Here is a 13,553-nt window from a genome sequence, read left to right on the forward strand (position 1 = left end):
AAAAACGCTGACGCAAACGTTTTCTTATGGATTTAATGGCTTAAATTTGAGCAATCGACCTTTTGAGCCAGTAATTTTTTCCAACTCAGTCACTTGTCGCTCTAGCTTACTCTTTGACACATCTGGGCCAATAATCACACGAGTAAAACCATTTTCGAGTTTAGTGTGTGCTTGATAACCGCGTTTTTGTAGGTCTTTAACAACGTTTTTCGCATTCTCTGCGTTCTTCAACGCCATCAACTGAATAATCCAAGCACTGTCCTGATATTCATTGCGCTCAGGAACCTCTTTAACTACGACAGGCAGAGGTTCATCATTCACCTTTTCAGCAGAGGCAGGAGCCTCAGGTTCTTGCACAACAACTTCAACTGGTGTTTCAGGTAGGCTTGCAGAATCATCAATGGGCTCCAAAACTTCGAAGCTTTCTACATCGCTATCAAGCTCTGGCTTAATCGGAATACTGGCGACTTCTTCCTTGTAATGCGTTTTTTTACCATCAAGGACATCTGGTAATACGATCACGCCGATCGCCACCAAAATGATGGTGCCGACCAGACGATTTTGAAACTTACTTGCCATTTACTCTCCTTGACTCTGCCAGTGTTCGAGTACTTCACCAACCGTATGGAAAGAACCTACAACCAGAATGACATCTTCCGCTTCAGCCTTTGTCAACGCGGCTTTAAATGCGTCGACAGGAGCTTCAAAGCGGTCATTGCCATCAGGAAGATACTCACAAAGTTCCGCTGCACTTGCAGCTCTTGGCCCTTGTAACGACGCTGGATACCAATGGCTGGCAACCGGAGCCAACACTTCAAGCGTGGCCTTAATATCTTTGTCGTGCAGCATCGCAACCACAGCGTGGATTTTTTTATCCAAGTACTTCTGTTGAATGCGTTCAACCAAATACTCAGCAGAATGCGGGTTGTGTGCCACATCGAGGATGATTATAGGCTTCGTACTCACCACCTGCATTCGACCAGGTAGCTTAGCGCTGTTGAGGCCTTTAACGATGTTGATGTCCGACAAGTCCAGATTTGCTGTCGCGAGTGCCATTAAAGCGGTTGCTGCATTTTGCAAAGGTAAACCAGGGATAGGAAGCGCTTCTAACTCGTATGGGCCATGCGTCCAACGCCAAGTATGTTCATCGACAACTTGATAGTTATACTGAATTTCCACTTGATAAAGTTCTGCACCAATATCATCAGCATGCGCTGCCACAGTAGAAGGCGCCTTGGGCTGACCACAGATTGCGGGCTTACCACTTCGGTAGATGCCTGCTTTCTCATAGCCAATCACATTGATGTCATCACCGAGCCAGTCAACATGGTCGATAGCGAGGCTAGTAATCACCGAAACATCATGGTCAACAACATTAGTGGCATCCAATCGCCCTCCTAGCCCGACTTCTAGCAATACGACATCCACTTTTTCAGTTTGGAAAAGGCGCAACGCCGCCAAAGTCCCATATTCAAAAAAGCTTAGGCTAATATCACCACGTTGCTTTTCAATAAAATCAAACGCTTCTGTGTGCTTCTCATCAGCCAGATCTTGGCCATTAATACGGACACGTTCGTTATAACGAATTAGGTGGGGAGAACTGTAAACACCAACGGAGTAACCTGCATCAAGCAATATGGCTTCCATAAGTGCACAAGTGGAACCTTTTCCATTGGTCCCCGCGACAGTAATCACAGTAGGAGCAGGTTTAACTAGATTGGTTTTCTCGGCGACAGCCTGAACACGATCTAGACCGAGATCGATAGCAGAGGTGTGTATGTTTGTTAAATAATCAAGCCACATCGCAAGAGGGGATGTGGCTTGAGGAATTTGGGTTTGACTCATCTAACTCTAACCAAGTAATTGTGGTTGTTTGTTAGTTTGTTACTTTACCCTTTTTCGTCCGCTTCTGGTACAGAATAAGCAGCTTCATTTTGTGAATCGTTCACAGAAACCACTAGAGGCGAAGGTTGGTTGGTCATTTTCGCAATCAGGCTACCAACACGCTGACGCATTTCGCGGCGATCAACGATCATATCGATAGCACCATGCTCAAGCAAGAACTCGCTGCGCTGGAAACCTTCCGGAAGATCTTCACGTACCGTCTGTTCGATAACACGACGACCAGCGAAACCGATCAACGCTTTAGGTTCACCGATATTTACGTCACCTAGCATTGCCAAACTTGCAGAAACACCACCCATCGTCGGATCAGTCATGACTGAGATAAACGGCAGGCCTTTTTGAGACAGACGCTCAAGTGCAGCACTGGTTTTCGCCATTTGCATTAGAGACATCAAAGCCTCTTGCATACGTGCACCACCACTTGCAGAGAAACAAACAAGACCTGTGTTGCTCTCAATAGCCGCTTCTACAGCGCGGACAAAACGAGCGCCAACTACAGAGCCCATTGAACCGCCCATGAAAGAGAATTCAAATGCACAAGCAACAACAGGAAGGCCTAATAGTTCACCTTTCATTACAACAAGGGCATCTTTCTCCCCACTGCTCTTTTGTGCAGCCGAGATACGATCTTTGTATTTCTTTGAATCTTTGAACTTAAGCTTGTCTTGTGGCTCAAGTTCATCCGCTAGTTCAACACGGTTGTTTTCATCCAAAAATGTTTCCAGACGACGACGCGCCTTCATACGCATGTGATGATCACATTTCGGACATACTTCTAGGTTACGCTCTAGTTCAGCGTGATAAAGCACCTGTTCACAAGATGTACACTTGGTCCACACACCTTCAGGGATGGACGCTTTACGTGAACTAACAATGTTGCTTTTTTCTAAAATCTTTTCAAGCCAACTCATGGAAGACCTTTTTCTCTCATCGCCTCCGCACTTTGCGAAGGACAAAAATTCTGAATTTACGCGAGAGGATTAAAGCATATAAAATGCCAAGTGTAGACAAAAAACTGGTTGTACCTATTTCTTACACTAATGTCTCACGCCCTAAAGAACTGATTAGTTGGACAATTTATCACGAATTAGTTCAAATTGTCTGGCAAAAATAGTGGCCCAATTGGCACTCTTGGCAATTCAAATTCTGCTGGATAATCAACATCAACCAGATAGAGGCCTGCTGCCTTCGCTGTTGCTCCCGCAAGCTTGCGATCTTTCACTTCGAGCAACCACTTTATCCACTCTGGTTTCTGTTCCCCGCGGCCAACACAGATAAGGCTTCCGGTAATATTACGCACCATATGATGAACAAAGGCATTCGCCTTGATATCAATCACTACGTATTGTCCGTGACGAGTCACATCCAAGTGCATAATGTTACGCCAAGGGCTACGGGACTGGCAGTGTACCGCTCTGAACGACGTGAAGTCGTTCTCACCCAACAAATATTGACCAGCTTGGTGCATCTTCTCAGCATCTAACTCGCCGTGATAGTGGCTAACACCAGAGGACATAATGCCTGGTCGGAATGCGCTATTAAAAATGATGTATCGATAACGCCGTGCTGTAGCGGAAAAACGAGCATGGAACTCTTCAGGCACCTCTTTTGCCCAACGAACTGCAATATCATTCGGTAGATTGGCATTGACACCCATTGTCCACGCAACCATTTTTCGGCTGGCGCTAGTGTCAAAATGGACCACTTGACCCGTTCCATGAACGCCCGCATCAGTGCGCCCTGCACACTGCACTTCTACAGGATGGTTTGCAACGATACTCAGAGCACGCTCAAGTTTCTCTTGTACGCTTTTCACTTCTTTTTGTCGCTGCCAACCATAGTAATGAGTACCGTTATACTCAATACCTAACGCAATTCTCATCAGGGTGTTCTCTTTGAAAATGGGGCGGGAAGTATAAACATTTTTGCAAAAAAAGATAAGGGGGCTCAGCGCCCCCTTGTAGATTACTCATTCATCGACCGTTGATCGCATCGATTAAGTTTTTCGCCTCTCGGCGAATCTCGTCGCTACCATCCACAATAGCCTCTTCTAGCAACTTAATTGCGCCTTGAGCATCATTCATCTCAATGTAGATTTTAGCTAAATCAAGTTTGCCAGACGCCTCTGAATTGTTGTCAACATCAACATCTCCGGTATCCCCGATAACGTCTGGGAAGTCACTTAACCCGACATCAAGCTTCAACTCTTCTTCTTCAAAGCTTTGCTGCTCTTCTTTTTCAACCTCAGCCATCAGCTCATCAATGGTACGGAACTCTCCTTCTTGCGGATTGAAATCACCCAGCTCTTCTTGGTCTTCCCAGTTTTCATCTAAGATTTGAGCTTGTTCAGGACGATTACCATCATCCCAGACACCCTGTTGATCTTCCGGTATATCATCAGTAATTTGAGCTTGTTGTTCAGGGGATAAACTAAAGCCGTTCCAGTCTTCTCCCCCCACTTCCAGCATGGCTTCAATATCCATCCCTGCACTATCAGAAGTGACTGAATCGACAGGTTTATCAAAGTCAAAGCTAGCAGTTTGTTCTGGTTCACTTTCAGAAAGCAATTCATTAAATGCAGCTTCATTGAAAGCGTGATGCGCCAATTCCTCGGCTTCATCAGAACGATCCATGGCCTCAGATGGAATCTCTTCAAGAGATGGTAGTTCGAGCTCATCAAGTTTGAAGTCAACATCATCAGAACCACTATCGAACGCTTCGGCTAACGCATCTTGTTCGTCAAATTCAGGCAAGTCCCGCTCGTTGACTTCAAGAGATTCCTCCTGTTGAACAGTATTTACTTCAGGGTCTAGTTCCTCAATTGCGTCCGCCGACGCTCCTTGTTCTATATATCCTGGAATGTCTAAGTCATCGAGCTCTAGCGAGCCCTTTGACTCGGAAGGAGAAGATTCGAGTTCAGCTTCTTCAGTAACATCTACTAGTGCGTCTTCTTCGCTGTATTCTGGGAGATCTAAATCATCCAGTTCTAACGATTCTTCAGGCTCAGCGACAGGTGCTTCAAGCTCTGACTCTTCAGCAACATCCGCTAGTGCATCTTCTTCGCTGTATTCTGGAATATCTAAATCATCCAGTTCTAACGATTCTTCAGATTCAACGGCAGGTGCTTCAAGCTCTGACTCTTCAGCAACATCCGCTAGTGCGTCTTCTTCGCTGTATTCAGGTAACTCTAAATCATCCAGCGCTAAAGACTCTTCTGACTCAGCGATAGGCGCTTCATGCTCTGGCTCTTCGGCAACATCCGCTAGCGCATCTTCTTCACTGTATTCTGGAAGATCTAAATCGTCTAAGGCTAACGACTCTTCAGGTTCAGCGATAGGTGCTTCAAGTTCAGGCTCTTCGGCAACGTCTGCTAGTGCGTCTTCTTCGCTGTATTCTGGAAGATCTAAATCGTCTAAGGCTAACGACTCTTCAGGTTCAGCGACAGGTGCTTCAAGCTCTGGCTCTTCGGCAACATCTGCCAGTGCGTCTTCTTCGCTGTATTCTGGAAGTTCTATATCATCCAGTTCTAACGATTCTTCAGATTCAACGACAGATGCTTCAAGTTCAGGCTCTTCTGCAACATCTGCCAGTGCGTCTTCTTCGCTGTATTTTGGAAGATCTACATCATCCAGTTCTAACGATTCTTCAGATTCAGCAGCAGGTGCTTCAAGCTCTGGCTCTTCGGCAACATCCGCTAGTGCGTCTTCTTCGCTGTATTCTGGAAGATCTAAATCGTCTAAGGCTAACGACTCTTCAGGTTCAGCGACAGGTGCTTCAAGCTCTGGCTCTTCAGCAACGTCTGCTAGCGCGTCTTCTTCGCTGTATTCTGGAAGATCTAAATCATCCAGTTCTAATGAATCTTCAGATTCAACGGCAGGTGCTTCAAGCTCCGGCTCTTCGGCAACATCGGCCAGCGCATCTTCTTCGCTGTATTCTGGAAGTTCTATATCATCCAGTTCTAATGATTCTTCAGATTCAACGGCAGGAGCTTCAAGCTCAGGCTCTTCAGCAACGTCTGCTAGCGCGTCTTCTTCGCTGTATTCTGGAAGATCTAAATCATCCAGTTCTAATGAATCTTCAGATTCAACGGCAGGTGCTTCAAGTTCAGGCTCTTCTGCAACATCCGCTAGCGCGTCTTCTTCGCTGTATTCTGGAAGTTCTATATCATCCAGTTCTAACGATTCTTCAGATTCAACAACAGGTGCTTCAAGTTCTGGTTCTTCGGCAACGTCTGCTAGTGCACCTTCTTCGCTGTATTCTGGAAGATCTAAATCGTCTAGGGCTAACGACTCTTCAGGTTCAGCGACAAGTGCTTCAAGTTCTGGCTCTTCGGCAACGTCTGCTAGTGCATCTTCTTCGCTGTACTCTGGAAGCTCTATGTCATCCAGTTCCAATGAATCTTCTGACTCAGCAACAGGCGCTTCAAGCTCCGGCTCTTCTGCAACATCCGCTAGTGCGTCTTCTTCGTTGTACTCTGGAAGCTCTATGTCGTCCAGTTCCAATGAATCTTCTGACTCAGCAACAGGCGCTTCAAGCTCCGGCTCTTCTGCAACATCCGCTAGTGCGTCTTCTTCGCTGTATTCTGGAAGATCTAAATCATCCAGCGCTAGCGACTCTTCTGACTCAGCGGCAGGTGCTTCAAGCTCTGGCTCTTCAGCAGCAGGCGTATCAGCCATGAGATCATCAGATATTGCTTCGGACGCTTCATCTTCAATCAGCCAATCATCATCTTCCGGAACCCCAAATTCATTTGGAATAGCTTCAGGCATTGGGGCCGCTGATTGTTCTATTGCTGGTTCTGGAGTCTCTGGAGTCTCTGGAGTCTCTGGAGTCTCTGGAGTCTCTGGAGTCTCTGGAGTCTCTGGAGTCTCTGGAGTCTCTGGAGTCTCTTCAGATGGTGTGTCCGTTTGCTCCTGCTGAGCAAGTAAATCTTCCTCAACAGGCGCATTTTCTTCAGCAGCAATGGCAGTACTCTCATCTAACTCTGCTGAAGAAGTAACCGGAACTTCATGACTCTCTTCCAGTTCAGAACTTGGGTTTTCGACTTCATCAATAGCAGACGTCAGCCAATCATCTTCGTGCTCGGACTCCGAACCCGTAGCTTCCGGCTCATCGAGTTCAAGTGGTTCTACATCGCTTGAAAGAGCATCCTGATTTTCGTCCTCAGCCAAATCAAACTCAGACTCTTCGGCTAATTCAGGGTTTTCCACCTCATCAATCGCTGAAGTCAGCCAATCATCCTCTTCTGGCTCTGGCTCTGGCTCTGGCTCTGGCTCTGGCTCTGGCTCTGGCTCTGGCTCTGGCTCTGGCTCTGGCTCTGGCTCTGGCTCTGGCTCTGGCTCTGGCTCTGGCTCTGGCTCTGGCTCTGGCTCTGGCTCTGGCTCTGGCTCTGGCTCTGGCTCTGGCTCTGGCTCTGGCTCTGGCTCTGGCTCTGGCTCTGGCTCTGCAAAGTTTGAATCATCTTCAGGTTGCGGTGCAACAGCTTCCTCAGATACTGCTTCACTTAAATCGGGTTCATCCAAATCAAGCTCATCGAGCAATGGATCACCTTCGGGCGCAGCGCTCAACATGTCATCGATAAAATCTTCACTGGAGAATTTATCTGTACCAGCAATGTCATCCAAAGACTCAACAGCGTCAGCAAGCGCAACATCTTGGTTCAACTCATTGCTCAGAGTGAGATCTTCATTCTCTTCCTCTACCGATTCATCGCTCTGCTTTTCAATCTCTAGCAACTCTTCAAACAGGTCGGTGCCTTCATCACCGAGTTCTTCAGTAACTTGCTGTTGTTGCTCAGATTGTGTCTCGAATAAATCATCCAGTAACTCTGTACTATCTTCAAGTGAGCTTACATCTTGGGTATGATCATCAGACAAAAACTCATCAAGTGTTTCGGTTGACTCTGCATCAAGCTCATTGCTGTCATCGGTGATCAGTTCATCGAAGACATTATCATCGCTAAGATCGAGATCGTCGCTTAAGAAGTCATCTAGCGCCTTATCTGAACTAGGATCTGTCTCCTCACCATCATCAATCAGCTCATCGAGTAAGTCTGTACTGTTTTCACTGACTTCTGGTGTTGGCTCTTCCACCATTTCATCCAGAAGCGCAGTCTCATCAAGTGCTTCAGCTTCAAGCTTTTCTAGGTCTGCCTGAGCTTCCACTTGAGCAAAGAGGTCATCAATTTCGCTATCTGACGCTAGACTAGGCTCATCTGTATCGGTGCTCCCAGCATCATCATCACTCAGATCAAAGCCACCATCAGCCTCATCAAGCAACGAGTCAAAGTCCAGATCGTCACTCGTATCATCAGTGTCACTTTCATTGAACAAGTCGTCTAACAGTGACTGATCCAACTCATCGGTGCCAAGATCTTCCGAGTCTCCATCTGATGCCAGCAGTGAGTCTAGCTCGTCTTGAGAAATCTCATCGTCATCATCTGATAAATCAAATTCACCTTCTGGTGACTCATCCTCAATAACAACTTCATCCAGGGCTCGCTCCATTTCTTCAAGGCCCAGTGCTTTATCTTCGCTATTCACACTGATGCCATTGGAGCTCATATCCATATCGGCAAGCGCTTCGTCTAGCTCGCCATCGTCCCCGATGCCCGCGAATGGGTCTTCGCCATCTTCACCTTCAAGATTGAAATCGAGATCGTTATCTTCTAAGTCGGCAAAGACATCTACTTCGCCATCTTCTTTACCTTCATCTAAACCAGAATCATCCGAGAACAACTCTTCTTCATCGTCGGTTGATTCACCAAACAAGTCATCATCAAGCAGTAAATCATCATCCACTTCTTCATTAAGAGAATCCGGAGCGATTGGCGCAACAGGTTCAGCGGTTTGTTCGGTCGCGGTTTGTGCTTCTGAATCTTCTTTCTTACGGCGACCCAGCAAGATCATGATCAGCAAGCCAATCAGCAAGCCTGGGATGATAGCCAGCGCAGCGACAAGCCAAGTATTAGAGAGCAGTTCATCGAGCGGAGAGGGTTGCATTTTCTGCTCTTCGGCAAGTCGCAGACGTTCCGCTTCGAGTAATTTTTCTACCTCATTGCGAATGCGAGACTCATCACCCAGCTCATCTTTCAGCACATCCACTTCGGACTGAACATCAGCCAACATCAAGCGCAACTTATGATTTTTCTCTTCCAGAGCCATCAACTCGCCTTCTGAACTTTCGAGTTGTTTCTCCAAAGTCGAAACTTGCGCTTTTTGCTCTTGCTTGGCTATTTTTGCTAAATCCGCATTTGGCTGCATTGCCGGTTTGGTATCATCCATCATTGGCTTTTCAGCGTCAGATGGTTTCATTTCTTCAGGTTGTTGCTGAGGCGAGGTTTGCGGGGTTGGGCGAGAAACCGCAGGAATATCCGTCAAGCGTGCTTGATGGGCCGCCATAACATTGACAGCTTCTTGTGTCGAAACGCTTTGAACTTGAGCCAACGAAGGAATTCGTAGTGTACTGCCTGGAATAAGCTCGTGGATGTTTTGATTTTCAAACGCTTGAGGGTTTAGCTGATACACAGCAAGTAACGTTTGTTGTACAGAAACGCTAGCTGATGGACGCAAACGGCTGGCAATAGCCCAAAGTGTTTCTTGAGAAGTAGTTGGTCCATAAAAGCGAGAAGGCTCGTTGTTACGCAGATCTTGGGGGACAAAATCAGAATATTGCGGCGATGCTTGTATCTCGCCGTCAGGTCCCTTAAGGCGAATAGTTTCTGCACTAACAATCGATGTCTGAGTCACGGCTACTAATGCAACAGGCAGCAGCAGACGCTTAAAAATTCGAAGCATAGAAGGCTCAGCTATGTGCTCAATAAATTTTAATGTAATGATCTGTTAAATATATCGGATAAACACGCTAAAACTATAGGTGCATAGCTAAAAAATGTGTGGCTGCCGCCATATTCGCACTAATCTCACACTAAATTTAGGAATCTGATTAAAAAAGCCTCACACGATGGTGAGGCTTTGCTATAAGTGTTAATAATACGCTCAGTAGTAATCGCGAATCAGAACTTCTGCAATCTGAACCGCATTGGTTGCTGCGCCTTTGCGAACGTTATCTGCTACAACCCACAAGTTGATACCACTATGGTGGCTGATATCGTTGCGAATACGACCAACCATCACGTGATCTTTACCACCCGCATCACGAACCTGTGTCGGGAAATCTTCACCATGGAACACTTCAACCCCCTCGGTCTGCTCTAATAAATTAGCCACTTCATGAGCATCAATAGGTGCACGAGTTTCGATATGAAGTGCTTCCGCATGACCATAGAAAACAGGCACTCGCACACAAGTCGGGTTAACCGTGATTGACGAGTCATTAAAGATTTTCTGCGTTTCCCACACCATTTTCATCTCTTCTTTGGTGTAGCCATTTTCCATAAACTGGTCAATTTGCGGCAGACAGTTAAAAGCAATTTGCTGTGAGAACTGCTCATTTTCAGCCGGCATGCCATTAAGCAGCTTAGCAGTTTGGCCTGCCAACTCATCGATACCAGATTTACCAGCGCCAGAAACGGATTGGTAAGTCGAGACATTAATACGATCGATGCCCACGGCATCATGAATCGGCTTAAGTGCTACCAACATTTGAATCGTCGAACAGTTCGGGTTAGCGATGATATTGCGGTTACGGAACTCGGCAATCGCTTCAGGATTAACCTCAGGCACAACCAAAGGAATGTCATACTCATAACGGAAGTTAGAGGTATTATCGATGACAATCACCCCTTCATCGGCGGCGATTGGCGCCCACTTAGCCGATAGTTCTCCTCCAGCGGAAAACAGGCCGATGTGTACCTGAGACCAATCAAAGTTCTCAACGTTTTCGACTTTGATGGTTTTGCCATTAAAACGGTAAGTCTTGCCTTCACTGCGTTCACTGGCTAGCAGAAAAAGGTCACCAACAGGAAACTTACGTTCCTGCAGTACTTCGAGAATTGTTTCACCGACTGCGCCGGTCGCACCTAAAATGGCAACGTTATATTGCTGGCTCATTGACTTACCTCAATTTGAAAACCTAATTTCGCTAGTGGTTGCAGGTTAGCCTCTGCATTTCCTCTTAGCGTGACTGCACTATATTCACGGCGATCCCAGTAGTTCTTACGCATCAAGTCAAACGCACCGGTTTGACTGATTTCACGACGGAACAATGCATCGTCTTTACGCACATCATAGACAAGTTGCGTCAGATTGTGCAGCGTGGCTTCTTCCCAAGCTCTGTCCAATACTAACTCCGGCACTGGAGCTGTAGGCAGAAGTTCACTGGCATGTGCACGTAAATCGTTATTCAGAAACTCGCAGAAGCTATTAAAAATCATCGTTGTCCCGCGAGCTTTCCCCTCTAAACCATAACCGGCAACATGGGGGGTTGCGAATGCTAGCAGAGGCAGAAGCTCCATATCAACCTCTGGCTCGAATTCGAACACATCCAATGCCGCAATAAAGCCATCTTGTTTTCTCAGACGAGCTTTCAACGCAGCGTTGTCAACGACTGGCCCGCGCGCCGCATTGATTAAAATTTGGTCACCACGTAACTTATTCAACACAGTTTCATTGATTAGATGATGAGTCGGAAAATCACCATCACGGGTGATTGGAGTATGAGTCGTAATGATATCCGCTTGCTCAAACAATGCATCTAACGGGGTGAAATTACGCTCATCTCCCGCCGCTTGCTTAGGTGGATCATTGATAAGCACCTTAATACCGATGCCTTCCAAACATTGCTGTAGATAACTACCCACCTGACCTGCGCCAATAATTCCAACGGTTTTATCAAATACTGAAAAGCCTTGTTGCTGCGCAAGTACCATCATAACGCTGAACGCATACTCAGCTACACCGACTTTGTTGCACCCAGGTGCCGCGGTGAAAAAGATGCCTTTCTCTTTAAGTAACGCCTGATCAACATGATCCATACCAGCGGTTGCTGTTCCAACAAACTTCAGTCGATTCGCTTTAGAAATAAGCTCTGCATTCACTTTAGTAACAGAGCGAATCATCAACGCATCTACATCGACCAAGTCATCGGCGTTCAGAGTACGTCCGGATTTTAAAACAACCTCGCCCAGCTGGCTAAAAAGCTGCTCAGCATAAGGCATATTTTCATCAATTAGGATTTTCATGGCTTAAGAGATTTGATTTGAGAATTGCAGTGATTGTGCAGAAAAGCGCTGTCTCTGTCGAGCACTAGCGGCAGAAAGAAAAATGCCCGGCATAAGCCGGGCAAAGTTCCAGAACAAAAGGATCCCGACCCGCTCTCCATGGGTCAGAGTCTGCGTCTGTTCAACTACGTTTTGTATCAAAGCGTAGTCAAGCTCTGGAAACCTGTGTACTGGGAAACCCCAGCCGTTCAGTTAGCCTTGGTATTTTTTGATAACCAATGTTGCGTTTGTACCACCAAAACCAAAGCTGTTTGACATTACTGTTGTCAATTCTGCATCACGTGTTTCAGTCACGATGTCTAGGCCTTGAGCCGCTTCATCCAGATTTTCAACGTTCACGCTTGGTGCGATGAAGTTGTTGTCTAGCATTAGCGTAGAGTAAATCGCTTCATGTACGCCAGCCGCACCAAGAGCATGACCTGTCATCGCTTTTGTCGCAGAAATTGCTGGGCTGTTGTCACCAAACAGTTCTTGAATAGCGCCTAGCTCTTTTACGTCACCAACTGGTGTTGATGTACCGTGCGTGTTCACGTAGTCAATTGCGTCTACGTCTTGCATCGCCATCTTCATACAACGCACTGCGCCTTCACCTGATGGAGCAACCATGTCGTAGCCATCAGACGTCGCGCCATAGCCAACGATCTCACCGTAGATTTTCGCGCCACGAGCCAGAGCGTGTTCTAGCTCTTCGATAACCAGCATGCCGCCGCCACCAGAGATAACGAAACCATCACGATCAGCATCGTAAGTACGAGAAGCTTTATCTGGCGTTTCGTTGTACTTAGTAGATAGTGCGCCCATCGCGTCAAACATCATAGTTTGAGACCAATCTAGCTCTTCACCACCACCAGCGAATACGATGTCTTGCTTACCAAGCTGGATAAGCTCCATTGCGTGACCAACACAGTGTGCAGAAGTGGCACACGCTGAACTCATTGAGTAGTTTACGCCACGGATTTTAAATGGCGTTGCAAGACACGCAGAAACTGTAGAGGACATAGTACGAGGAACCATGTAAGGGCCCACACGTTTCACGCCTTTTGCACGCATAGTATCTACTGCCAATGCTTGGTTCAGTGCAGAAGCACCACCAGAGCCAGCTACGATACCTGTGCGGTCATTAGAAACCTGTTCTTCAGTCAGGCCAGCATCTTCGATTGCCTGCTGCATTGATAGGTATGCATACGCAGCCGCATCACCCATAAAGCGCATCTGTTTACGGTCAATATGCTCTGATGGGTTGATTTTCAGATCACCCCAAACCTGTGAACGTAGACCTTGTTCTTTAAACTGCTCAGAGGCAGTAATGCCAGATTTACCTGCTTTTAGAGACGCTAAAACTTCTTCGACGTTGTTACCGATACTTGAAACAATACCCATACCGGTGATTACGACTCGTTTCATTATGACATTCCTATAATTCAAAAATCTGCTAGATGATAACTAAGTTACCTGTGAAAAGTGGTCA

At 46.6% G+C, this 13,553-nt stretch carries 8 protein-coding genes; all 8 read right to left on the reverse strand.

Features of this window, described 5'->3' with window-relative positions; translation table 11 throughout:
- Nucleotides 1–24 precede the first annotated feature (24 nt).
- Entirely contained in the window at nucleotides 25–579 is a 555-nt protein-coding gene (locus VIC_RS09715; protein WP_006959460.1) for an SPOR domain-containing protein, read from the reverse strand.
- Nucleotides 580–1,845, reverse strand: a complete 1,266-nt coding sequence (folC, locus tag VIC_RS09720; RefSeq protein ID WP_006959461.1) for a bifunctional tetrahydrofolate synthase/dihydrofolate synthase — start codon at nucleotides 1,843–1,845, stop codon at nucleotides 580–582.
- A gap of 44 nt (nucleotides 1,846–1,889) precedes the next feature.
- Nucleotides 1,890–2,816 carry an acetyl-CoA carboxylase, carboxyltransferase subunit beta gene (accD, locus tag VIC_RS09725; RefSeq protein ID WP_006959462.1) on the reverse strand — a complete coding sequence of 309 codons (927 nt, stop codon included), beginning with the start codon at nucleotides 2,814–2,816 and terminating at the stop codon, nucleotides 1,890–1,892.
- Nucleotides 2,817–2,992: 176 nt separating this feature from the next.
- Nucleotides 2,993–3,787, reverse strand: a complete 795-nt coding sequence (truA, locus tag VIC_RS09730) for a tRNA pseudouridine(38-40) synthase TruA (protein ID WP_006959464.1) — start codon at nucleotides 3,785–3,787, stop codon at nucleotides 2,993–2,995.
- Between the two features lie 91 nt (nucleotides 3,788–3,878).
- Nucleotides 3,879–9,701 carry a FimV/HubP family polar landmark protein gene (locus VIC_RS09735; RefSeq protein WP_006959465.1) on the reverse strand — a complete coding sequence of 1,941 codons (5,823 nt, stop codon included), beginning with the start codon at nucleotides 9,699–9,701 and terminating at the stop codon, nucleotides 3,879–3,881.
- Nucleotides 9,702–9,902: 201 nt separating this feature from the next.
- Nucleotides 9,903–10,916, reverse strand: a complete 1,014-nt coding sequence (locus VIC_RS09740) for an aspartate-semialdehyde dehydrogenase (RefSeq protein WP_006959466.1) — start codon at nucleotides 10,914–10,916, stop codon at nucleotides 9,903–9,905.
- Nucleotides 10,913–12,046, reverse strand: coding sequence for a 4-phosphoerythronate dehydrogenase (locus VIC_RS09745; protein ID WP_006959467.1), 1,134 nt, complete (start codon nucleotides 12,044–12,046; stop codon nucleotides 10,913–10,915). The genes VIC_RS09740 and VIC_RS09745 overlap by 4 nt, the downstream gene beginning before the upstream one ends.
- A 231-nt stretch (nucleotides 12,047–12,277) precedes the next feature.
- On the reverse strand, nucleotides 12,278–13,489 hold the full coding sequence (gene fabB / locus VIC_RS09750; RefSeq protein ID WP_006959468.1) for a beta-ketoacyl-ACP synthase I: 1,212 nt from the start codon (nucleotides 13,487–13,489) through the stop codon (nucleotides 12,278–12,280).
- Between the last annotated feature and the right edge of the window lie 64 nt (nucleotides 13,490–13,553).

This window comes from Vibrio coralliilyticus ATCC BAA-450 (genome assembly GCF_000176135.1).
Classification (GTDB): Bacteria; Pseudomonadota; Gammaproteobacteria; order Enterobacterales; family Vibrionaceae; genus Vibrio; species Vibrio coralliilyticus.

Coding starts and splice junctions, on each gene's coding strand:
- VIC_RS09740 (WP_006959466.1), bottom strand. CDS start 10,916: ATGAGCCAGCAATATAACGTTGCCATTTTAGGTGCGACCGGCGCAGTC.
- truA (WP_006959464.1), bottom strand. CDS start 3,787: ATGAGAATTGCGTTAGGTATTGAGTATAACGGTACTCATTACTATGGT.
- fabB (WP_006959468.1), bottom strand. CDS start 13,489: ATGAAACGAGTCGTAATCACCGGTATGGGTATTGTTTCAAGTATCGGT.
- VIC_RS09715 (WP_006959460.1), bottom strand. CDS start 579: ATGGCAAGTAAGTTTCAAAATCGTCTGGTCGGCACCATCATTTTGGTG.
- VIC_RS09735 (WP_006959465.1), bottom strand. CDS start 9,701: ATGCTTCGAATTTTTAAGCGTCTGCTGCTGCCTGTTGCATTAGTAGCC.
- VIC_RS09745 (WP_006959467.1), bottom strand. CDS start 12,046: ATGAAAATCCTAATTGATGAAAATATGCCTTATGCTGAGCAGCTTTTT.
- accD (WP_006959462.1), bottom strand. CDS start 2,816: ATGAGTTGGCTTGAAAAGATTTTAGAAAAAAGCAACATTGTTAGTTCA.
- folC (WP_006959461.1), bottom strand. CDS start 1,845: ATGAGTCAAACCCAAATTCCTCAAGCCACATCCCCTCTTGCGATGTGG.